Raw genomic sequence first — 22924 nt, forward strand, 5'->3', positions numbered from 1 at the left:
CGCGCTCATCTCGGCCTGCTCCCCCATCGGATCGGATCTGGACATGATCAGCTTTCTTGACGACCACGCGCCCCGTCGCGTCGCAATCACCCTGCCGGCGGGCTTGCAGTTGCGTGGCCTGCACCTTGGCCAGGGCAATCCACCCCTCGAAGTGCTCGTTCTCGACGCGGCCGCCGAGCCGAAGGCAGCCACCCTGCGGCAGGTCTGGAAAGACCGCCTGGCCGGTCGCGCCACACCGCTTCTCGCCATCGCCTTGCATGGCCACCACGCCAGCCTCTGCGGCCCGGCCGGCGAGGATCCGCCGGTGCGGCGGATCGAGCTCTCTCAGGCCGAACGCCTCTGCGGCCGCGCGCTGGCCGAACTCGACCGACACGCCGCGCTGCGCTTCCTCCACGACGCCTTGCCGAGCCTCGAGACCGAACTGCCCGGCATCCGCAACGAGGGGCTGCTCTCGGACCACGAACTCGCGCGCGGCGCCCGGCTTCGTGAGGATTGGAAGGACGCGGAGGCCCGCGGCGTTCCCGCCCTCGGCGCCACGGGCCTCGAGCTGCTCCGCCGCCTCGGCTTCGGCCTCGAGAGAGCGGACGGCGTCACCCACCTGCTGCGCAGCGGCGCGCGCGACCGCGCCGTAGCCGTGCTGCTCGACGCCGGCGAAACGCCCGAAGCTGCCGCGCCGCGCTTCCAGAACCTCTCCCCCGTCTCCTGGGCGCTCGCCAAGGCCGACCAGCGCAACCTCCCCTACGTCGTGGTGGTGCAGAACGACCGCATCCGGCTCTACCCGGTCGAGCTCGGCATCGGCGTGGGCCGGCGCGGCCGCACCGAGACCTGGATCGAGATGCGCACCGGCCTCATGCGCCAGGACCAGGCGGCGCTGCTGTGGCTCGTCTTCTCGGCCGAGGCCCTGAAGCCCGGCGGCACGCTCGAGGAGCTGCTGGAAAGCTCCAAACGCTTCGCGGCCGACCTCGCGGTTCGGCTGCGCGAGCGGATCTACGACCGGGTGATCCCGGGCCTCGCCACCGGCATCGCCGAGGCGCGTGGCCTTTCCGCCGTTAGCGCGGAAGAGCTTCGCCTCACCTACGCCATGGCGCTCACGTTGCTCTTCCGCCTGCTCTTCATCGCCTATGCGGAGGACCGCGACCTGCTGCCCTTCTCCAGCAACGAGGCCTATCGGCACCGGGCGCTGAAGACGAAGGCGCTGGAACTCGCGGCGAAGACCACGCCTCCCGGCCCCGACGCGCATCTGTGGCAGGAGGTGACCCGGCTGTTCGACGCGGTGCGCCAGGGCGATGCCGCGCTCGGCGTGCCGGCCTATGGCGGGCGGCTGTTCGAGACCGAGCCGGCGATCTACCAGCCGGGCGCGGAGCTCGCCCGCATCAGCCTGCCCGATCGCGTGTTCGAGCCGGCACTGCGCGGCCTGCTGCTCGACGAGGGGCAGGATCTCGCCACTCTCGGCGCCCGCCCAGTGGATTTCCGCAGCCTGCGCGTGCGGGAGTTCGGCACCATCTACGAAGGGCTGCTCGAGTCCGAACTCGCCGTCGCCGACACCGACCTCGCGCTGAAGAAGCAGGGCAACGAGCTCGTCTACGTCCCGGCCCGTCCGAAGGATGCGATCGCGGTGCCCAAGGGCGGGATCTACCTGCACAACCGCTCGGGCGCGCGCAAGGCCTCGGGCAGCTACTTCACCCCCGGCTTCGCCGTGGATCATCTGCTGGACGCGGCGCTGGAACCCGCGCTCAAGGCCCATGCCGAGCGCCTCGCCGCCCTCGACGACGTGGACGCCGCCGAGGCCTTCTTCGACCTGCGCATCGCCGACATCGCCATGGGCAGCGGCCATTTCCTCGTCGCCGCGGTGGACCGGGTGGAGCGCGCGCTCTCCGCCATCCTCGCCGAACGCCCGCTGCCGGGCGTGACGGCGGAGCTCGCGCGGCTGCGCGCCGCGGCGGAGGGCGCGCTGCGCAAACTCGGCCTCGAGGACACGCAGCCGATCGAGGATTCGCAGCTCCTGCGCCGGCTGATCGCGCGGCGCTGCATCTATGGCGTGGACCTCAACCCGCTCGCGGTGGAGCTCGCGCGGCTCTCGCTCTGGATCCACAGTTTCGTGCCCGGCCTGCCGCTCGCCCTGCTCGATCATTCGCTGGTGCACGGCAATGCGCTGGTGGGCATCGCCACCGTCCGCCAGCTCGAGGAGCGCTTCGCCGCCTCCGGCACCGCGCTCTTTCCGGTGGATGCGCAGAGCCTGCTCGGCGAGGCGGCCGAGCCGCTGAACCGCCTGGCGCGGCTGGCCGACGCGACACCGCAGGACATCGCGGCGGGGCGGGAGGCGATGGAGCGGGCGCGGCTGGCGGTGGGGCCGACCAAGGCGCTCTGCGACCTGGTTCTGGCCGAGAGGATCGCGCCGGAGCAGGTCGCCTTCCAGTTCGAGACCTGGCCGCGGGAGCGTGCGCGCATCCAGGCCAACCCGGCGCTGCGCCGCGCGCGCGAGGCGCTGGCGGGGCTGGACGTGCTGCATTTCCCCATCGCCTTCCCGGAGGTGTTCCTGCGCCGCCGCCCGGGCTTCGACGTCATCCTCGGCAACCCGCCGTGGGAGAAGGTGAAGATCGAGGAACACGGCTTCTGGGGCCGGCATTTTCCCGGCTTCCGCGGGCTGCCGCAAAGCGAGCGCGAAGCCCTCCTGCCGAAACTGCGGCAGGAGCGGCCCGATCTCGTCGCCGCCTATGAGCGCGAGGCGGCGCAGGCCGAGCGCGAGCGCGCGGTGCTGGGCGCCGGCTTCTATCCCGGCATGGGCACGGGCGACCCCGACCTCTACAAGGCCTTCGCCTGGCGCTTCTGGCAGTTGGCGGCGGAGGAGGGCGGCAGGATCGGCGTGGTGCTGCCGCGCAGCGCGCTCTCCGCCCAGGGCTCGCAGACGCTGCGGGAGGCCCTGCTCTCCGGCAGCGCGGCGCTGGAGGTGACCACGATCGTCAACAACGCCGGGTGGGTGTTTCCGGAAGTGCACCAGCAGTTCACCATCGCCCTCCTCGCCCTCGCCCGCGGCGCGCCACTGGGCGCAAGCGTCGCGCTGCGCGGCCCCTTCGCCTCCCGCCCCGCCTGGGAGGCGGCGAAAGCGAAGCCCCCGCAGCGTTTCGCGCCCGCCGAGGTGCACGGCTGGACCTCCTCCGCCGCGCTGCCCCTTCTGCCCTCCGACGAAAGCATCGCCGTCTTCGCCCGGCTGCGCGCCGCGCCGCGGCTGGACCTGCGCCAGGCCGGGAGCTGGCGCGCCCGGCCCGACACGGAACTGCACGCGACCAGCGACAAGCCCTTGATGCTCTTCGACCCGCCCTCGACCGAGGGCCTGTGGCCGGTGTTCAAGGGTGAGAGCTTCGACCTCTGGCACAACGACCTCGGCCCCGCCAGCTACTACGCCTGGGCCGAGCCCGCGCCGGTGATGGCGCGGCTGCAGGCGAAGCGGCTGAGGAGCGGGAAATCACGGCGCGATTCGGCGCATGCCGAGTTCCCGCCCGGCCATCGGCGCGACGAGGGGACGCTGCCCTGCCTCGCCCCGCGCATCGTGTTCCGCGACGTCTGCCGCGCGACCGACCGGCGCACGGTGATCGCCGCCCTGGCGCCGGGGCGGGTGTTTCTGACCCACAAAGCGCCGTACTTCCTCTGGCCGGCCGGAGACGAGAAGCACCAAGCCTTCCTGCTCGGTGTGCTCTGCTCCGTGCCGCTGGATTGGTATGCACGGCGTTTCGTCGAAATCAGCCTCACTTACTTCATCCTCAATCCCTTCCCCATCCCCCGCCCGCCGCGGGACGACCGGCATTGGAAGCGCGCCGTGGCGCTGGCCGGCCGCCTCGCCTGCCCCGACGCGCGCTTCGCCGACTGGGCCAAGGCCGTGGGTGTGGCCCACGGCCCGCTCGAGCCTGCCGAGAAACAGGCGATGATCGAGGAGCTGGACGCGGTGGTGGCGCGCCTCTACGGCCTCACGCCCGACCAGCTCGCCCACATCTTCGACAGCTTCCACGACTGGAAGAACGAGACCGAGCGCGCCGCCTGGGCCGCGCGGCGGGACCGGACTCTCGCCATCCTGCGGGGGCTGCCATGAACCGGCCGGAGTTCATCACCAACCAGGACGGCAACACGCTGCTCGCCGCGCTGGCCGCCGCGATTCCCGATGCGCCCGCCGCCCCGGCCCCGGGCTTCGCCGAAGCGCCGGCCGCGCCGGCGGAGATCGCCATCGCCACCGCCTTCTTGAGCCCCGCCGGCTTCGGCGCCATCGCGGAGCGCCTGGCGCAGACGCGGCGCGTGCGCCTCTTGATCGGCGCGGAGCCGGAGCCCGAGGCGCTGCGCCTCGCGCGCCACCGGCTGCGCAAGCCGGGCGACCCGCCCGCCGCCGCCCTCGAACGGCGCGAGCTGGCGGAGGGGCTCAAGCTCCTCGAAGCCGGGCTGCGCGCGGAGCGCGACCGCCTGCCCTTCACCGCGGAAGCCCGCCACAGCCTGCGCCGTATGGCGGCCATGCTGCGCCGCGGCCAGCTCGAGACACGGCGCTACGAACGCGCCTTCCTGCACGCCAAGGCGATCCTGTTCGACGGGCCGACGCCGGGGCTGATCGCGGGCTCCTCCAACCTCACCCGCGCGGGCCTGACCACCAACCTCGAGCTCAACCTCGGGCGCTGGGACGCGGCCATCCACGCCCAGGCGAAGGCCTGGTTCGACCGGCTGTGGGAGGAGGCGGTGCCCTTCGACCTCGCCGCCCTGCTCGAGGAGCCGGAGCAGGACTTCCCGCCCTGGCTGATCTTCATGCGCATCCTCTGGCAGCTCTACGGCGAGGAGCTGGAGCAGGAACGGCAGGAGGAGGGAGACATCCCGCTCACCGCCTTCCAGTTGCACGGCGTGTGGCGCGCGCGGCGGATCCTGAAGGATTTCGGTGGCGTGATCGTCGCCGACGAGGTGGGCCTCGGCAAGACCTTCATCGGCGGCGCGATCCTGGAGGCCTGCGCGAAGAACCGCCAGCGCGCCCTGCTGGTGTGCCCCGCGGCGCTGCGCGGCACCTGGGACAGGTTCCTCGCGGAACACAATATCGGCCGCTTCGTCGAGATGGTCTCCTACGACGAGCTCGCGCGCGACCGGCAGCTGCGCGACCCGCTGCTCCGCCCGCACGCCGCGGGCCATCACCTGCGCGCCGAGCTCGACGAGTATCAGCTCGTCGTGGTGGACGAGGCGCACAACTACCGCAATCCGGACTCCTCCCACCGCGCGGCGGTGCTGCGGCGGCTGCTGTTCGGCCAGCGCAAGGACCTGGTGCTGCTGACGGCGACACCGGTGAACAACAGCCTGTGGGACTTCTATCACCTGCAGCGATTCTTCCTGCGGCAGGACAGCGCGCTGGCGCAACGCGGCATCCTCAGCATCCGGGAACGCTTCAAGGCGGCGGCGAGGCAGGACCCTGCCAATCTCAGCCCGGATTTCCTCTATCCGATCATCGACGCGCTGACCGTGAAGCGCACCCGGGGCTTCGTGAAGAAGCACTACGCCGGGGAGACCATTCGCGGGCCGGACGGGGTGATGCGGCCGATCGTCTTCCCCAAGGCGGTGCCGATCACCGTGCGCTACGACCTCGAGCGGCTCGCGCCCGGGCTGTTCGACGCCGTGGTGGAGGCGCTGGACCCCGAGCACGGACGCAACCTCGTCGCCTTCGCCCGCTACGCGCCCGATGCCTTCCTGATCGAGCCGGAGGAGGAGGGGGCCGAGGCGAGGGAGACGGCGGCGGGGCTTCTGCGCTCCGGGCTGCTCAAGCGCTTCGAATCCTCGGCGCAGGCCTTCCGGATCAGCCTCGATCGCATGGTGCGGGAGCACGACCTGTTCCTGGACGCCTTGGCGAAGGGCAAGGTGATCAGCACCGCCTTGCTGCGCGAGCTCGCCGAGGATGACGAGGGGTTCGACGATCTGCTCGCTAGCAGCGGCGAGGCGCGGGATGCGGCCGCCTACAACGTGAAGGCCCTCCGCGCGGCCGTCGAACGCGACCGTGGGATTCTGAAGGACCTCGCAGACCGTCTGGCCGCGGCGAGCGACGAACACGATCCGAAGCTCGACGCCGTTGTCGAGGAGCTCGCGAAGATCGCGGCACAGGCCCGGAGAGACGCCAGCACCGAGGCCGAGGAGCAGAGGAACCGCAAGGTGCTCCTGTTCTCCTACTTCGGCGACACGGTGGCTTGGCTGCGGAAGGCGCTGGAGGCGCGCATCGGCGCGGATCCGCGACTCGCGGGGTACCGGGGGCGGATCGTCGCCGTGGTGGGGCGCGGGCTGGAGGGCGAGGAGGCGAACCGCAACGAGGCGGTGTGGGGCTTCGCGCCGGAGTCGAGCGGCCCGCCCGTGGGCCAGCAGGATCTCTACGACCTGCTGATCACGACGGACGTGCTGGCGGAGGGCATGAATCTCCAGCAGTGCCGGCACATCATCAACTACGATCTGCCCTGGAACCCCATGCGCCTCGTGCAGCGGCATGGCCGGATCGACCGGATCGGCAGCCCGCACCCGCGCGTCTTCCTGCGGACGGTCTTCCCGGCGGACCGATTGGATGCGCTGCTGGCGCTCGAGCAGCGCATCCTTCGGAAACTGGCCCAGGCCGCGAAGAGCATTGGCGTCGGGTCCGCTCCGGTGGACGGTGCGGCATCGGGCGATCAAGTTTTCGCGGAGACGAGAGCCGAGATCGAGAAGCTTGCGGCCGAGGACCCGACCCTCTTCGAGCAGGGCGGGACCGCTGCGGCCGCACAGACCGGCGAGGAGTATCGCCAGCGCCTGCGGATGGCGCTGGCCAAGGACCGTCTGGCCATCACGGAGCTTCCTGGGGGTGCCGGAAGCGGCATGCGCAAGGGCACCCGCTCTGGTGTGCTTTTCTGCGCGGAGGTGGCGCTGGCCGATGGTCCCCGCAGCTTCCTTCGTTTCGTACCTGCCGGTCCTGGCTGGGAGCCGCCTCCCGACTCTACCGGCATCGAGCGCGAGGTTGGTCTCTGCCTGCGGCTGATCGACTGCGCCGAGGAAACGCCGCGCCACATGCCAGAACGGATTGCGGAGCGGGTATTTGCCTTCTGGGAGCGGGCGCTGTCCGACATCCTGGCCGAGTGGGAGGACTTGTCGGACCCGGCGAAGCTGCAGCCGCAGGTGCGTCTTCTGAACAAGCAGGTCGCCGCCTTCATCCGAGCCCATCCGCCGCATGACCTGGATGGCGATCGGGTCGCGAAGGCCCTCGACATCCTCGAGGCGCCATGGCCGCGACGGGAGGAGGCGCTGCTGCGCGAGCAATGGCGCGACCGCTCGGGTTCAACCGCGGCGCGCAGCGCACGTCTTGTCGAGTGGGTTCTTGGGACCGGTCTCGAGCGCTTCGAACCGCCCGCACCGCTGCCGCCGATTGATGGAGACGACGTGCGGCTCGTTTGCTGGATGGCTTTGGAGGCCACTACCGAGACCGGGCTTCAAGAGTGAACCAGGCTGCGCGGGCGGTCAGTCTTGCAGCGTGACCCGAGCACGCCGCGGGCCCGGCCGTCGAGAAACAGGAGGTAATCGGCCAGGCCGGTGGCGGTCGGCGTCTCGCGGACGGCGATGCCGGGGCCGGCGTTGAGGTTCATCGCGGCGCGGTCCTGCACGATCCAGCCGGCGGCGGCGAGCGCGGCGTCGATCGCCTGCCGGGCCCGAGCCTCCGGTGCTGCGTCGCGCTGGGCGCCTTGGGGGTGGTCCATGACGCGACAGTAACACGATGCGCGCGGAAGGGCGGGGTTGGGACAAGGCGAGGCGTTCAGCGGGTCGCGGCGATTGCCCGGGCGGTGGGATTGCCGAACCCGAACAGCCCTGTCCGCCTCAAAGCGATGGGAAATCAGGGACCTGCCCCTTGTAGACTAAAGCGGCCAAGTCCCAAGGTCCGGAGAGAAAAGCGCGGAGAGAGAGAACCAAAAGCCGCTCGTTGCGCCTACGAATTATCAACCCCACCGCGCAAACCCCGGCCAAACCTGCGCCCCAGCGCGGCGGCGACCCTGGCGGAGAGAATTGAAGGAAGCGGCGACTGGAGCAGCGGTGGGAACCGGGGAACGAAATTCGCTGGTCATCTGCAAGCGGCGTCTTCTTTTCGCTCGCGGTGGCCACCGCTGCACATCGCTCGGTGTTCTTCCCCGTGCGCTACTGGTCGGCAGAACCGTCCTGATGCGGCGCGTCAGTCCGCAGGTGGGCCCCATCTCGCTCGGCGGATGGCAGCGCGGGCCCAGCGGTCTCCCGCGCGCCACCCCTGGCGATGATCAGCCTTGTTTCACCTCGATCCGCTTGACCTTGGCCTGGGCCTCCGGCGTTTGCGGCAGCCGGATCGTCAGCACCCCGTTCTTGAAGGTCGCCTCCGCCTTGCTGCCATCGACGCCGGGCGGCAGCGGGATGGCGCGGTAGATGGCCCCGTAGCTGCGTTCGGAGAGGTAGTAGCCCTTCTTCTCCTCCTGCCGCTCGATGCGCTTCTCTCCCTTTACCGTCAGGACATCGTCGCCGACCGTCACGTCGATATCCTTCATCTCCATGCCCGGAAGCTCGATGGAGATCTCGACGGCGTTGTCGGTCTGCACCACGTCCGATTTCGCCTCGCTCTGGCCCCAGGGCCATTCAAACCCCGCCAGCGGCTTGCCGAAGCGGTTCATGAAGTTCTCGAAGACCTGGTTCATCTCCCGCTGCAGCGCCGCGATCGGGCTCTGCTCGGAGGTCTTCTGCTCGGGCTGGTCACCCTTTCGGGCCCATGGGATCAGATCCTTGATCTGCATGACATCCTCTCCGTTGCCGCTCAGGCGGCCCTGACCTGGATCTTGCTGGGCTGCACCTCGGCCGCGCGAGGCAGCCTCAACGTCAGCACACCGTCCTTCAGCACGGCCTCGATGCGCGCGGCATCGAAGTCTTCCGACAGGACGAAGCTGCGCTCGTAGTCCCCCGGCTCGAACTCGAGGTGGACGAGCCGGAAGCGATCGGGCTGCGGGCTGCTCCCGCGGCCGCGCACGGTGAGCACTCGCCGCTCCAGCGTGATGTCGACGTCGTCGGCGACCACCCCCGGCATCTCCATCATCAGCACGATGCCCTCTGCCGTCTCCACGACATCGGTGAGCGGGCGCCAGATGCGCACGTTGCGGGTCGGCTCGGCCCCCGTGGCCGCCGGGGAGACAGCGCCGGCTTCGGCTTCGGCATTCATCGGTGTCGCTCCTCTCAACCGGCCTTGATCTCGATCCGGCGCGGACGTTGGTCCTCGGGACGCTGCAGGGCGATGGTGAGCACGCCGTTCGCGAACCGGGCCTCGACCTGCGACGGATCGACTGAGAAGGGCAGGCGGACGATGCGGGTGAAGCGGCCGAAGGCGCGCTCGCGCCGGTGCCAGACGGCGCCCTGCGGCAAACCGGGCGGCTGGCGCTGGCCGGCGATGGTCAGCACGTCGTCCTTGACCGTGATCTCGATGTCCTCCGGCGCCACACCCGGGACTTCGGCAACGATCGCCACCGCCGCCTCGTTCTGCCAGAGATTCAGGGGCGGAAAGGCCGGGGCGGCGGTCCCGAACGGCATGCGATCGAGCGTCTCGCCGAAGCGTCGCAGCAACGCGAAGGGATCGGCACGGTAGAGCGTCAGTGGATGCAACATCGGCTCCTCCTGGTTGCGGGACGCGGCGCGTCCCCTGGTGAACGGCCGTCCGGGAGAAGATCCGCGAGCGGCCGAAGGCAGGCGTGGAGATCGCGCGGCGCCGCCGGCTGGACCAGCCAGGTCCGCCCCGGCCCTCGCGTGGCATCGACTGCCGTGGCTGCTGCGCAAGGCCGGCCCCGCCATGCCGGCCAACGGCATCACCGTCGCCTCCCGGCTTGGCACCGGCAGGATGAGACGGCATCGGGATGTGGGGCGAGCGGCTCAAGCGAGCCTCACCCCTGTCCAGCCAGGCGGATCGCTGGCCGGGAAGGACTCGAGGCTCGCCTCCTCGACCGGATCGGGTCGGGACTCGCCGTTGCCCGCCCCAACCCAGGGCAAGACGCGTCCGATGGCATCACCGAGGTCGTATCGGAGTTGGTCGGCATAGCTCCTGTAGCGGATGCGCCTCGGCGGCGGCTCGTCCACTTCGTAGGGCCAGCCGTGTCGCTCCGCGAAGGCGATCGCGCTCATCCGATCGGGAAACTCGATCCGCAGATGCGCGAGGGGATCGCTGGCCGGAGCCCGGCGCACCGTGAGGTTCCGGCCGGGCGCCTCGGCCGGCAGGAACTCCAGCACCCATCGGCTCCGGCCGGATGCGGATTGGGTGACCGACCGGCCCGGCTGGTGGATCCGGACCTTTGGCGGGCCGCCATACGGCGCAGCCATCCCTCCGCCCGGCATAACGGGAACGGGGCGCCGCATGCCCGCGTCCGGCGCGACGCCCAGCCGCGTTCCGGACGCGCCGCTCACCGCGGCGGAGCCGCTCGCATCGGCCGGGGGCGTCCCGCTCGTCATGATGCCGCCTACTGGGCCGCTTCGGCGGCCTTGGCGTCATCCCCGCTGGGTTTCGCCGCCGCCTCGATCACGACCTGCTCGGCCGTCGCATCCCAGCGAAGCCGGATCGTGTCACCCTTCGCCACTTCGCCGCCCAGCATGGCGCGCGCGAGCCGCGTCTCGACCAAGCTGCGGATCTGGCGCTTGAGCTCGCGCGCCCCGTACTCGGGGCGATAACCTTCGGCGGCGAGCATCTCGACCAGGCTGTCGTCGAACTCGACCGTGACGCCCTGGCTCGCCGCGGTGCGCTTCACCCGCTCGAGCTGCAGCAGCACGATCTGGCGGATCTCCGCCTTCGAGAGCGCGTGGAAGACAATGATCTCGTCGATGCGGTTCAGGAACTCCGGCCGGAAGTGCCCGCGCAGCACCTCCATCAGCTCCTCCTTGAGCTTCTCCGGCTGCTCGGCCGCGGTGCCGCGAAGATGCAGACGCTTCTGGATTCGATCGGAGCCGAGGTTGGAAGTCGCGATGATGATAGTGTTGGTGAAGTCTACCACCCGCCCCTTGCCGTCGGTGAGCCGCCCATCGTCGAAGACCTGCAGCAGCACGTTGTAGACATCCGGGTGCGCCTTCTCGATCTCGTCGAGCAGGATCACCGAATAGGGCTTGCGGCGCACCTTCTCGGTGAGCTGCCCGCCCTCATCATAGCCGACATAGCCCGGCGGCGCCCCGATCAGGCGGGCTACCGCGTGCTTCTCCATGTATTCCGACATGTCGATGCGCAGCAGCGCACCCTCGTCGCCATAGACCACCTCGGCCAGCGCCTTGGCGAGCTCGGTCTTTCCCACCCCCGTGGGCCCGAGGAAGAGGAAGGTGGCGACCGGCTTCGAGCCCTCGCGCAGGCCCGCACGCGCCAGCCGCACGGCGTCCGAGACCGCCTTGATCGCCTGCTCCTGCCCGATCACCCGTTGGTGCAGACGCTCCTCCATCTTCAGCAGCTTCTCGCGCTCGGCCTCCGTGAGCTCGCTGACCGGGATGCCGGTGAGCTTGGAGACGATCTGCGCCACATGGCTCGCCCGCACCTCGGCCGAGCCGGTGGCGCGGTCCTTCTCCCAGGCCTCGACCAGCTCCTTCAGGCGAGCCTCCTTCGCCGCGATCTGCTTGCCGATCTCGGCGGCCTTCTCGAACTGCTTGCGGGAGGCGGCATAGTCCTGCTCGCGCTTGAGCTGGTGCAGTTCCGCCTCGATCTCCTGCACCTCGACCGGGCGCGCGGTGGCTGAGAGCTTCACCCGCGCCGCCGCCTGGTCAATCAGGTCGATCGCCTTGTCAGGCAGGAAGCGGCCCTGGATGAAGCGGTCGGAGAGCTCGGCGGCGGCGATGATCGCCTCGTCGGTGATCGTCACCTTGTGGTGCGCCTCGAAGGTGTCGCGCAGGCCGCGCAGGATCATGATCGCCTGCGCCACCGTCGGCTCGGCCACCATCACCGGCTGGAAGCGCCGCTCCAGCGCCGCGTCCTTCTCGATGTGCTTCTGGTACTCGTTCAGCGTGGTGGCGCCGATCAGGTTCAGCTCGCCGCGCGCGAGCATCGGCTTGAACACGTTGGCGATGTCGAGCCCGCCTTCCCCGCCGCCCTGGCCGGCGCCGACGATGGTGTGGATCTCGTCGATGAAGAGGATCATCTCTCCCTGGTGCTCGGTCACCTCCTTGAGGATCTTCTGCACCCGCTCCTCGAACTCACCGCGGTATTTCGAGCCGGCGACCATCGAGTTGATGTTGAGCTCCACCAGCCGCTTGCCGCGCAGTGCCTCTGGCACCTCGCCATCCACGATCCGCTGCGCGAGACCTTCCACGATCGCGGTCTTGCCCACGCCCGGCTCGCCGATCAGCACGGGGTTGTTCTTCTTGCGGCGGGCGAGGATCTCGATCGTCGTCTCGATCTCCTGCGCCCGGCCGATGACGGGGTCGAGCTTGCCGTCGCGCGCCATCTTCGTCAGGTCGCGCGAATATTTGTCGAGTTCGGGCGTGTTGCTCGGCGCTTCGGCGCGGCCCTCCTCCGCGCCCTCCTTGCCGACCACGCGGGCGACCTGCTGGCGCAGCGCCTGCGGCGTGAGGCCGAGCTTGCGCAGGATGTTGGCCGCCAGCCCCTCGCCTTCCTCGGCGAGACCGATCAGCAGATGCTCGGGCCCGACATAGGAATGGCCCATGTCGGTCGAGGCGGTGAAGGCGCGGCTCAGCGCGTCCTTGACGCGGGGCGCGACGCCGGCCTCGCCCTCATGCGGCTTGTCGCCGCGCTTCGCCTCCTGCTCGATCTGGGTGCGGAGCTGCTCCGTGGAGATCTTGAACTGGCCGAGCACCGTCTTGACCACATCCGAGCCGGTCAAGGCCAGCAGTAGGTGTTCGGTGTCCACCTCGGCCCGCCCCATCTCGGAGGCGTGGCGCGCGGCTTCCTGGAGCAGCCTCTCCGCCTGGTCGCTGATGCGCTCGGCGAGCCGGCCGCCGCGGCGCCGCGCCGCCGCGCGCTGGCCGCCACGCCGCGGCGAGGGGGCGGCAGGCGCCTCGCCGAAGGTCGCGTCGACGACCTCCTCGTCCTCCTCCCCCGCGCGTGGCGCGCCGCCGAAGCCGCCGAGCAGGCTGCCGAAGGGGCGGTCGCCGAAGAACTCCTCGAACAGACTTCCATGGCGGCCGAAGAGCGATTCCAGCGGCGAGGCCGTGCGACCCTGCCGGCGCAGCATGTCACGATAGTGCGCGTCACAAAGCTCGAGATCCTGCCGCTCGCCATTCATCACAGCGCGCACGCGCACCGTCGCCGGCCGGCCACAGACATCGCATTTGCCGTCCATCACGTCCGCTCCTTCTCGCGATCCACCGCCGCGACAACGGATTCTACCGTTCCAGGTTTGCCACCCTCGCCCGCATCGGCCTGCCGCAGCGGCGGGAAGTCCTCGGGCGTGATCGTCTCGCGCTCCAGCAGCAGCCGCGTTCCGGCCTCGAGATCGGCCCGGCGCTTGGCAAGCAAGGCCTTGGCGTGCGCATAAGCCTGCTCGATCAGGTCGCGCACCGCGACGTCCACCTCGCGCGCGGTGGTCTCGGAATAATCCCGCGGCGTGAGAGCGGGTAGCCCGTCGCCGAGGAAGCTCTGCCGCTCCGGCTCCAGCACCGCCTGCCCGAGCGAGGGATGCATGCCGAAGCGCGTGACGATCTGCCGCGCGATGTCGGTCACGCGCGCAAGATCATCGGCCGCCCCGGTGGAGATCTCCCCGAGAACGAGCTCCTCGGCGGCACGGCCGGCGAGCAGCACCACCATCCGGTTCTCGAGGTCGCGCCGGGTGATGAGGAAGCGGTCCTCAGTCGGCCGGGTCATGGTGTAGCCGAGCGCGCCGATCGAGCGCGGGATGATCGAGACCTTGTGCACCGGATCGGCCCCGGGCAGGGAGGCGGCGGCGAGCGCATGGCCCATCTCGTGGATCGCGACCGCCTCGCGCTCCTTCGGGTTCAGCACGCGCCCCTTCCGCTCGAGGCCGGCGACGATGCGCTCGATCGCGGCGGTGACATCGGCCATGGTCACGGCCTCGGCGCCGCGCCGTGTGGCCTGGATCGCCGCCTCGTTCACGAGGTTGGCGAGCTCCGCGCCCGAGAAGCCAGGGGTGAGGGCGGCGATCTGTTCGACGTCGAGCCCCGCGTGCTTCACCTTCTTGAGATGCACGCGCAGGATGGCGGCGCGGCCCGACTTGTCCGGCCGGTCCACCACGACCTGCCGGTCGAAGCGCCCGGCCCGCAGCAGGGCGGGATCGAGGATCTCGGGGCGGTTGGTGGCGGCGAGCAGGACGATCCCGTCGCGCGGATCGAAGCCGTCGAGCTCGGTCAGGAGCTGGTTTAGCGTCTGCTCCTTCTCGTCGTGCCCGCCGCCGAGGGCCCCGGCGCTGCGGCGCCGGCCCAGCGCGTCGAGTTCGTCGATGAAGATGATGCAGGGCGCCGCCTTGCGCGCCTGCTCGAAGAGGTCGCGCACCCGGGCAGCGCCCACGCCGACGAACATCTCCACGAACTCGGAGCCGGAGATGGAGAAGAAGGGCACGCCGGCCTCCCCCGCCACGGCGCGCGCGACCAGCGTCTTGCCGGTACCCGGCGGGCCGACCAGCAGGATGCCCTTCGGGATGCGCGCGCCGAGGCGGCCGTATTTCTCCGGTGCCTTGAGGAAGTCCACGATCTCGCGCAGTTCGGCCTTCGCCTCGTCGATCCCGGCCACGTCGTCGAAGGTGACGCCGGTATCCTTCTCGACATAGACCTTGGCCCTGGACTTGCCGACCGCCATGAGCCCGCCGAAGCCCTGCCGCTCGGCGAGGTGGCGGAAGAGGAACATCCAGACGCCGAAGAAGACGAGCGCGGGCAGCACCCAGGAGAGGACGGTGGCGAAGAAGGTGTTCTGGATGGTGCCGTCGTAGCGGGCGGTGGAGCGTTCGAGGCGGCGAGTCAGCTCCTCCGGCACGATGGTGGTGATGAACTGGCTTCGCCCCTCGATCGGCTCTCGGTAACGGCCGATGATGGAATCCGGGCGGACCTGGACTTCGGCGATGCGATCCTGCTCAAGCAGTTCGAGGAAACGCGAATAGGGAATCCGCTCGGTGACGGTGGAGCTCTGCCACCAGCCCTGAAACACGAGGATCAGCAGCAGGGCCGCGATCCAGTACCAGATGTTGAACTGGTGCTCCCGGTTCATGGCCGCGTCTCAACTGCCAGCGAGTTATCAAAACAGGAAAGGACCTCCCACACAAGCGGCTTCACCAGCCGCATGCAGATGTCATCGCTCGTCCACGTTCGAAGCTGCCGTTTCCGCTTCGCGCCGGTCCTGATCGCGCACCAGCCAATACACGACACCGAGCGCCAGCATGGCGGCTCCAAGGGCCAGGACCTTCAGAGCCTCGGTCTGGCCCAGATCGAGGATGATGAACTTCCGGACCACCGCCAGCATGGCGATCATCACCACCACCCTCACCTGGACGATGCCGAAGCGCCGCTCGACCACCACCAGCAGCGAGCGCTTGAACTCGAGCGCGATGACGACGGTGAAGATGGCGCCGAAGACGGTCTGGAACACCGCCGGATCGATGGGATCGAAGACATCAACCAGCAGAAGCGAAACGACCACGAGCACTCCAAGGTGCCACAGTGCCGCGAGGACGATCAACGCGATGAGCAACGTCAAAACGAAGACGACGCTCTGCTCGAACTTCTCGTAGAACGTCAGGCTTCGCCACAGCGCATAGCCGGTTAGATTCTGTCGCCGATCTGTCATTGGCCGGCATCCAGGATCACGGTCAGCTCGACGGTAGCCCCATCGCGCAGGACGGTCACGGAGACGGCATCGCCCGGCGCGTGGCGGTCGAGCGCGGCAAGCAGGTCGGCCACCCGCCGCACCGGCCGGCCGGCGAGGCTGACGATCACGTCGCCCGTCTGGAACCCCGCTTCGCGCCCGAGGCGCGCGGGCCGGATGCCCGCACGCTCGGCCGCCGATCCTGGCTCCACCTCGAGCACGAAGACCCCCTGGATGCCGAGCCGTGCCGAGAGCGCGGCGTTGAGCTGCTCCTCCGTCCGGATGCCGAGCGAGGGACGGATGTAGCGCCCCTGGGCGATCAGGCGCGGCACCACGCGGTTCACCGTGTCCACCGGCACCGCGAAGCCGATGCCCGCCGAGGCGCCGGAGGGGCTGTAGATCGCCGTGTTCACCCCGATCAGGCGCCCTGCCGAGTCGAGCAGCGGGCCGCCGGAGTTGCCGGGGTTGATCGCGGCGTCGGTCTGGATCAACCGTTCGATCACCGCCCCCGTCTCGGTCGGGAGCTCGCGGTTGAGCGCGGAGACGATGCCCGTCGTCAGCGTCCAGTCCAGGCCGAACGGGTTCCCGATGGCGAAGACCTTCTGGCCGACGCGCAGATCGTGGCTGGTGCCGATCGGCAACGGCTCCGGCCGGCCGGCACCCACGCCGATGCGCAGCACCGCGAGGTCGTGCGCGGGGCTCGTGCCCACCAGCACGGCGTTGAAGGCCCGGCCGTCGGCCAGCCGCACCGTGGCCCCGGAGGCGCCGGCGATCACATGGTCGTTCGTCACCACATGGCCGAGATTGTCCCACACGAAGCCGGAGCCGGTGCCGCGCGGCACCTGCAGCGCGTTGCGGGTCCAGGGATTGAACAGCCGCTCCGTGGTGGCGATGAACACGACCGAGCCGCGGGCCTGCTCGAACAGCGCGATGGTGGCCTGCTCGTCGGCCGCGAGGTCGCCGCGCGGGGTCACCACCCGCGGCTCGGCCCGGCCTGCCAGGAACTCCGCCTGGATCAGCGGGATGCTCTGCCAGGCGGTCATCAGGACCAGGCCCACCAGCAGGAGCAGGAGGGTCCGGAACAGGAAACGTCCTTCGGTCAAGGCACGCACATCTCCTCTGTCGCTCGGGCAGGCGCGCCGCTCAGCCGCTGCCGATCAGGATGCCCGCGGCGAGCACGAGGCCGCCCCCGAGCACCACCTGGAACACGGCGCGGCCCATCGGCGTCTCCATGTAGCGGTTCTGGATCCAGGCGATCGCCCAGAGCTCGATGAAGACGATCGCGATCGCGATCGCCGTCGCCGTCCAGAAATGCGGGATCAGATAGGGCAGCGCGTGCCCGAGGCCGCCGAGCGCCGTCATGACGCCGGAGGCGAGCCCTCGCTTCCAGGGTGCGCCGCGGCCCGAGAGCTTCCCGTCGTCATGCGCCGCCTCGGTGAAGCCCATCGAGATCCCGGCGCCGACCGAGGCGGAAAGCCCGACGAGGAAGGTCGTCCAGGGATCCTGGGTGGCGAAGGCGGTGGCGAAGATCGGCGCCAGCGTCGAGACCGAGCCGTCCATCAGCCCCGCGAGGCCGGGCTGCACCCAGGTGAGCACGAACTGCCGGCGCGCCGCCAGGCTCTCCTCGCTCGCCGCGCCGCTGAGCGCGAGTTCGGCGGCCATCGCCTCGACGTCGCTCTCGTGCCGCACTTCCTCCGCCGCGAGGTCGCCGAGCAGCCTGCGCGTCCCGGCATCCGTCGCGCGCGCGGCCGCGGCGCGGTAGAAGGCCTCGGCCTCCCGCTCCATGGCGAGCGCCTCGGCGCGGATGCGGTCGAGGGAAAGCGTCTCCATCAGCCAGACAGGCCGGCGCGCATAGAAGTCGGCCACGTGCTCGCGCCGGATCGGCACGATCAGATCGCCGAAGCGGGAACGGTAGAGCTCGATCAGCCGGCGGCGGTGCTCGTCCTCCGTGGCCGCCATCGCCTCGAAGATGCGCGCGGTCGCCGGATACGACTCGCGCAGGCGCCGGGCGTAGAGCGCGTAGATGCGCGCATCCTCCTCCTCGGAGGCGATGGCCAGCGCCAGGATCTCCTGCGGCGTGAGGCTGTCGAAGCGGCGACGGCCGAAGACCGGCCGGGGGATCAGGCGCATGGCTCGTTCTGGCTTACCGCGTCGCAGGATTGCGACGCACCATAAGCTTCGCCGCTCCCCTGCGCGAGGGCGTCGGTGAGCCGGTCCGCATGTTTGCGGCGCCTTGCGGGCCGGCGGGGTCGGGCGGCGTCCTCACTCGACCTCGCGGCCCCCACCTGGGGTCAAGGCCTCGGGTCGTCGGGATGACGTCCTCCGGACCCGGAACCAGCCCCGGCGGCGAGCCCCGGCCCCGATCGAAGGGCCCGGCCGGCGAAAAGCCGTGCCGGGACGCTCGCCCGACAGGTCGGCAGCGCGACGGCATGACGTCGCTTGGAAAAATGGGCATCATTGTAGTGCGGACTCGGGGTGTGACGTGCGGCGGCAGCGCTTTCATCCCGAATCCCGCATGCCCCTCTAATGGAACACGCCCATGCTGCCCTGGCAGGATACGGTCGCGACGCGTTCCCCGCCGGTGGTGGTCTGGCTCCTGGTCGCCGCCTGCGTCCTCGGCTTCCTCTATCAGTCAAGCCTGCCACCCTCCTTGCTGGAGCCCTTCCTGCGCGACTACGCTCTGGTGCCGGTGCGCTTCCTCGGCAGGCATGCTGGCGCCATGCCGGGCGAGTGGATCGCCTTCCTGACCAACATGTTCCTCCACGCTGGCTGGCTGCATCTGCTGCTCAACATGTGGACACTTTGGATCTTCGGCCCCGCGGTCGAGGACCGGCTGGGGCCGCTGCGGTTCCTCTTGTTCTACATTGCCTGTGGCCTTGCCGCCGGCATCGCTCACGCGTTCGCCAATCCGGACTCCGTGGTGCCGGCGCTCGGCGCCTCGGGTGCGATTGCCGGGGTCATCGGCTGCTATGCGCGGCTGTTCCCGGCAGCACGCCTCGTCCTGATCGTGCCGGTCCTGTTCATTCCCCTTTTCCTTGAAGTCAGCGCCGTGGCTTTTGCCATGCTCTGGCTCGTCCTGCAGATCGTGCCGGGTGTGCTTGCGCTCGGGCAGCAGACGGAAAGCGGCGGCATCGCCTGGTGGGCGCATATCGGTGGCTTCGTCGCCGGCTGGATCCTGGCGCCGGCCACGCGCCGGCGACGGGCTGAACAACGTCCCTACTATCGCGACGAGGGGATTTACGGCTTCATGCCGGACGGCCGGCGCAGCGGAGGACGAGGCCCGTGGCGGTGATGGATCTCCTGTGGTTGTTCTTCATTCTCTCGGCACTTCAGCCAGTGCTGCAGCGCCGCCTCATGGAGGCGATGCGGGTGCGCAAGATCGCGCAGATCGAGAAGACGCGCGGCAGCCGCGTTATCCTCCTTGTGCACAGGCAGGAGACGATGAGCCTGCTTGGCTTCCCGCTGATGCGCTACATCGATGTGCACGACAGCGAGGAGGTTCTGCGCGCGATCCAGCTCACCGATGATGACGTGCCGCTCGACATCGTGCTGCACACGCCGGGCGGGCTTGTGCTTGCGGCGACGCAGATCGCGCGCGCGATCCAGGGACACAAGGGCAAGGTGACGGTGTTCGTGCCGCATTACGCGATGTCAGGCGGCACGCTGATCGCGCTCGCGGCGGACGAGATCGTCATGTGCCGCCATTCCGTGCTGGGCCCGATCGACCCGCAACTGGGGGGCATGCCCGCGGCTTCCATCGTGAAGGTGGCGAGCGAGAAGCCCATTGCGGAGGTGGAGGACCAGACACTGGTCCTGGCCGATGTAGGACGCAAGGCGATCGCCCAGGTAGAGGCGGCGGCCGCCCTGCTCCTGACCGAGAAGATGGATGAGGCCGCGGCGAAGCTCCTGGCGGCTAAGCTCGCCACCGGCACCTGGACGCATGACTACCCGATCTCGGCCGAGGAGGCGCGCGGAATGGGCCTGCCGGTCAGCCTCGACATGCCGAATGAGGTTCTGGAATTGATGACGCTCTATCCGCAGCCTGTCCGGCGCCAGAGCGGCGGCGTGGAGTATCTGCCGCAGCCGCGTCAGCGCGGGACACGGGCGCCATGACCGGCCGTGCCAACACGTCGAGTCGCCGAGGCGCTGCCGCAGAAGCTGTCCCACCAGGCGATCCCTGCCCCATCGCCGGAACGAGGACCTGACCCATGCCGACCGTGGCCTGCCCCGACTGCGCCTCAACCAACCGCGTGCCCGCCGAGCGGTTGTCCGAAAATCCCCGCTGCGGGCGCTGCGGCGCGGCCCTGTTCCAGGGCAAGCCGGTGACGCTCACGACCGCGAACTTCGACAAGCATGCGGCAGCGGAGACGCCGCTGCTCGTCGATTTCTGGGCCGCTTGGTGCGGACCATGCAAGGTGATGGGACCGCAGTTCGATGCCGCGGCCCGCACGCTTGAGCCGCGCTTTCGCCTCGGCAAGCTCGACACCGAAGCCGAGCAGGAGATCGCCGGCCGGTACGGCATTCGTGGCATCCCGACCATGATCCTGTTCAAGTCCGGTCGCGAGATCGCGCGCACAAGCGGCGCCATGTCGGCCGGCGACATCGTGGCTTGGGCGACGTCACGTGCGAGCTGATGCCATCCGGGGCGGCGACCCGCCTTCAGGCTGCGAGGCCAGCGGTTCCAGGCTGAGCGGCGATCAATCCCTCAAGCCATGGCGCGCTTCCTAACCTCCACCGTCAGCGTCGCGGACGGCAGATCCACGCTGAAGCCCGACACATTGCGCGCCACGACGCGGACGGTGTTGTTGGTCCATACATGTCCCGCCACCTGCACGAAGCGGCTCGATGTGGCGAGCGCGGCGCTGCACGGATCCCCCGGCCGCGCGCCGGGCAGCGTCACGTCGAACAGGTGCTCGGCGCCGGGCGCGAGGCTCGGCAGGTCCACCTCGACCTCCGCGACGAAGCTCCGCTGCCCGGAGTTCGGCAGCGTCGGCGTGCCGTTGAGGATGGCGGGCGCGGCCTCGGGCAGCCCGTAGAGCCTGAGCGCCTCGAGCTCGATCACCCCGTCGAAGCCCACCACGCCGAGCTGCGCGAAGGCCACGCCGGGGCCAAAGCGCAGCGTCATGCGCCGGTTGAGGTTGGCGTCGTCCATCGGCGCACCGGCGTTCCAGCCCTTGGCGGGCGCGTTCCACAGCATGGTGGTGAGCGAGGCGAGCACATCGCCCGGCAGGTTCTCGCGGATCTGGCCCGCGGCGTCGAAGCAGCGGGCGAAGAGCCGCCCGCCGGCGGCGCCGGAGACGAGCCAATGGGCGAGGGCGAACTCCTTCGCCTGGGTGACGTCCACCACCCAGCCGAGGCCGCGGTTGGCAGCGAGCTGCACGCCGCGCGCGGTCGGCGTCAGGCCGGTCAGCCCGTTGAAGCAGAAGTCCGCGATAAGGGTGGCCGCGGTGGTGGAGGTGGCGATGGTGCACAGCCCCTCCACGCCGATCTCGGTCGCCGAGTGCCGGAAGGCCTTGGCGCGGACGTTCTCCACCCCGGCCAGGAAGCGGGTGAAGCGCGAGGCCGGCGCCCGGTGGCGGTTGATCACGGCGTTGCCGCAGCGATTGGCGGTGGGCGCGTAGTCGATGCCGACCAGGTAGGTGTTGGTCCAGGCGACGTCGTACTCGCAATCCTGCGCGCCGGCGGTGTGGCGGGCGGCGATGGGCGAGCAGGCCTCCATGCGCATGGCGCGGGCGTGGATGGCGCTGCCGGAGGTCTGGTTCAGGAAGGGGATGGCGAGGTTGCTGCCGGCCTGACGCAACTCGAAGTTCGGCGCGTCGAAGACGTGCCGGTTGTGGTTGGTGTAGGCACCGGGCTCATTGCCGAGCCGGATGCCGAAGCGGTCCTGGCTCGCGTTCACGCCCGTCGCATGGGCGAAGTGCCCGCCGTAGTAGCGATTGGAGGTGTTCCAGGCGGTGGCGGTGGCGCACCAGATGTCGAGGCCGATGCGGTTGTTGACGATGCGGCCGAGGGTGAAGGTGCTGTCCTCCACCCCGCGGCCGTCGCCGAGCGTGCGCATCCCGATGGTGAAGCCCTCCACCCGGCGCAGCTCAATCTGCGAGGCATCCACGTTCCTGACCGTGATGCCGATGTCAGCCTCGGAGGACCAGTCCGACTGGGCGGCGCGGATAACGTTCAGCCCGGTGTAGAGCTTCTCGCCGTTGCGGGTGGTGCCGCCGTCGCCGAGGACGAGGACCGAGGTGGGGGCTGTCCCGGTGTAGCGGATGGTCCCCTGCATGATCAGGCCGCGCGCGGCGCCCGGCAGCGTGACGGTGCCGGAGACGTTCCAGGTGCCGGGCGGGATCATCGCCATTTTTCCATCAGCCCCAGCGCGGTCGAAGGCTGCCTGGATGGCCGCGGTGTCGTCGGCCACGCCATCGCCCAATCCCCCGAAGTCAGAGGGCAGCACCGCCTCGCGGTCGCGCAGGTATTTGGCGAGGCCGGTCTTGGAGACGGCGGTGTCGAGGACGAGGATGTCGTCGATGCGGGCGGGCATGGCGATCCCTACAGCGCAGTGGCGGTGACGGGCCCGGCGAGGGCCGAGACGTTCCCCTCGGGCGAGACGGCGCGCAGCCAGAGCCAGCGCGCCTGGCCGGTGGCGAGGCCGGTGCGAGTCCAGGGCAGTGCGGTCGGCTCGGCCGGGAGCTTCGCGGCGGCGGCGAGGTCGTTGCTCGGGGCCTCGAACACCTGGAGGCAGGGCACGCCGCCCGGGACGCTGCCGGAGACCTGGATGCCGCCGACCACGCCGGTCGCTACCAGGCCAGATGGCGCGGCCGGGACGACCGCCTCGCGCCAGCCAGAGACGGCGCCGCTGCGCGCCTGGGCCCGCACCCGGAAGGCGGTGGGCTCGGTGGTGGGGATGGTCGCGGAGACCGCGCTCACCCCGCCCGCGAAGCCCTGCCATACGGCGACCGAGGCAGGCCGGAACTCCACCTCGTAGCCGGCGAGATAGGCCGAGCCGACCGGCGCCCAGGCGATCGAGAGGGCCGCGAAGGCGACCGCCTGCGGCATCTCCACCGCGATCGTCGCCGGCGCGGCGATGACGCCGGGCTGCGGCAGCACGACGGAGGGGCTGCCGCCGGTGGCGCGCTCGTCGATGGCAGGGTTCCAGTCCCACACCGCCGCGTCCTCCTCGGC

Annotated in this window: 16 protein-coding genes and 1 pseudogene; 5 read left to right on the forward strand and 12 right to left on the reverse strand. The window is 70.1% G+C overall.

Going from position 1 to position 22924, the window contains the following annotated elements:
* Positions 1-43: 43 nt before the first annotated feature.
* Together ET526_RS15200 and ET526_RS15205 are read left to right on the forward strand one after the other, a co-directional pair.
* Positions 44-4084, forward strand: coding sequence for an Eco57I restriction-modification methylase domain-containing protein (locus tag ET526_RS15200; protein WP_135468545.1), 4041 nt, complete (start codon positions 44-46; stop codon positions 4082-4084).
* Positions 4081-7461 carry a helicase-related protein gene (locus ET526_RS15205; protein ID WP_135468546.1) on the forward strand — a complete coding sequence of 1127 codons (3381 nt, stop codon included), beginning with the start codon at positions 4081-4083 and terminating at the stop codon, positions 7459-7461. The genes ET526_RS15200 and ET526_RS15205 overlap by 4 nt, the downstream gene beginning before the upstream one ends.
* On the opposite strand, the gene ET526_RS15210 is transcribed toward ET526_RS15205, so the two are convergent.
* The 10 genes from ET526_RS15210 to mbfA form a co-directional block, all read right to left on the reverse strand.
* Positions 7452-7715 (reverse strand): hypothetical protein, encoded by a 264-nt coding sequence (locus ET526_RS15210; protein WP_192898701.1) that lies wholly within the window; start codon positions 7713-7715, stop codon positions 7452-7454. The genes ET526_RS15205 and ET526_RS15210 overlap by 10 nt on opposite strands.
* A 549-nt stretch (positions 7716-8264) precedes the next feature.
* Complete coding sequence (locus ET526_RS15215; protein WP_135468547.1) at positions 8265-8768, reverse strand: Hsp20/alpha crystallin family protein; 504 nt, start codon at positions 8766-8768, stop codon at positions 8265-8267.
* A gap of 20 nt (positions 8769-8788) precedes the next feature.
* Positions 8789-9187 carry an Hsp20/alpha crystallin family protein gene (locus tag ET526_RS15220; protein ID WP_135468548.1) on the reverse strand — a complete coding sequence of 133 codons (399 nt, stop codon included), beginning with the start codon at positions 9185-9187 and terminating at the stop codon, positions 8789-8791.
* Positions 9188-9201: 14 nt separating this feature from the next.
* On the reverse strand, positions 9202-9627 hold the full coding sequence (locus tag ET526_RS15225) for an Hsp20/alpha crystallin family protein (RefSeq protein WP_135468549.1): 426 nt from the start codon (positions 9625-9627) through the stop codon (positions 9202-9204).
* Between the two features lie 261 nt (positions 9628-9888).
* Positions 9889-10461, reverse strand: coding sequence for an NADH dehydrogenase ubiquinone Fe-S protein 4 (locus ET526_RS15230; RefSeq protein WP_135468550.1), 573 nt, complete (start codon positions 10459-10461; stop codon positions 9889-9891).
* 8 nt (positions 10462-10469) lie between these two features.
* Positions 10470-13280 carry an ATP-dependent Clp protease ATP-binding subunit gene (locus ET526_RS15235; protein ID WP_135468551.1) on the reverse strand — a complete coding sequence of 937 codons (2811 nt, stop codon included), beginning with the start codon at positions 13278-13280 and terminating at the stop codon, positions 10470-10472.
* Positions 13280-15154 carry an ATP-dependent zinc metalloprotease FtsH gene (gene ftsH, locus ET526_RS15240; protein WP_135468552.1) on the reverse strand — a complete coding sequence of 625 codons (1875 nt, stop codon included), beginning with the start codon at positions 15152-15154 and terminating at the stop codon, positions 13280-13282. The genes ET526_RS15235 and ftsH overlap by 1 nt, the downstream gene beginning before the upstream one ends.
* An 81-nt stretch (positions 15155-15235) precedes the next feature.
* Positions 15236-15730 (reverse strand): phosphate-starvation-inducible PsiE family protein, encoded by a 495-nt coding sequence (locus ET526_RS15245; RefSeq protein ID WP_135468553.1) that lies wholly within the window; start codon positions 15728-15730, stop codon positions 15236-15238.
* Positions 15727-16851 carry a S1C family serine protease gene (locus ET526_RS15250; RefSeq protein WP_240048416.1) on the reverse strand — a complete coding sequence of 375 codons (1125 nt, stop codon included), beginning with the start codon at positions 16849-16851 and terminating at the stop codon, positions 15727-15729. Before ET526_RS15250 ends, ET526_RS15245 begins: the two co-directional genes overlap by 4 nt.
* 40 nt (positions 16852-16891) lie before the next feature.
* Positions 16892-17878: an iron exporter MbfA gene (gene mbfA, locus ET526_RS15255; RefSeq protein WP_135468554.1), complete on the reverse strand. Its 987-nt coding sequence runs from the start codon at positions 17876-17878 to the stop codon at positions 16892-16894.
* Between the two features lie 409 nt (positions 17879-18287).
* Between mbfA and ET526_RS15260 the strand changes: the two genes are divergently transcribed.
* The 3 genes from ET526_RS15260 (at position 18288) to trxC (ending at position 20382) form a co-directional block, all read left to right on the forward strand.
* Positions 18288-19040, forward strand: a complete 753-nt coding sequence (locus ET526_RS15260) for a rhomboid family intramembrane serine protease (RefSeq protein ID WP_135468555.1) — start codon at positions 18288-18290, stop codon at positions 19038-19040.
* Positions 19040-19861 (forward strand): SDH family Clp fold serine proteinase, encoded by an 822-nt coding sequence (locus ET526_RS15265; RefSeq protein ID WP_192898702.1) that lies wholly within the window; start codon positions 19040-19042, stop codon positions 19859-19861. The genes ET526_RS15260 and ET526_RS15265 overlap by 1 nt, the downstream gene beginning before the upstream one ends.
* A 95-nt stretch (positions 19862-19956) precedes the next feature.
* The gene (gene trxC / locus ET526_RS15270) at positions 19957-20382 is read left to right on the forward strand and encodes a thioredoxin TrxC (protein WP_135468557.1); all 426 of its coding nucleotides are present in this window, start codon (positions 19957-19959) and stop codon (positions 20380-20382) included.
* 71 nt (positions 20383-20453) lie between these two features.
* On the opposite strand, the gene ET526_RS15275 is transcribed toward trxC, so the two are convergent.
* Positions 20454-22283, reverse strand: a complete 1830-nt coding sequence (locus tag ET526_RS15275; RefSeq protein WP_135468558.1) for a glycosyl hydrolase family 28-related protein — start codon at positions 22281-22283, stop codon at positions 20454-20456.
* A gap of 8 nt (positions 22284-22291) precedes the next feature.
* Positions 22292-22924: pseudogene (locus ET526_RS15280) on the reverse strand (phage tail protein); the annotation flags it as partial.

The sequence above is a fragment of the Crenalkalicoccus roseus genome, from assembly GCF_004761865.1.
GTDB lineage: Bacteria > Pseudomonadota > Alphaproteobacteria > Acetobacterales > Acetobacteraceae > Crenalkalicoccus > Crenalkalicoccus roseus.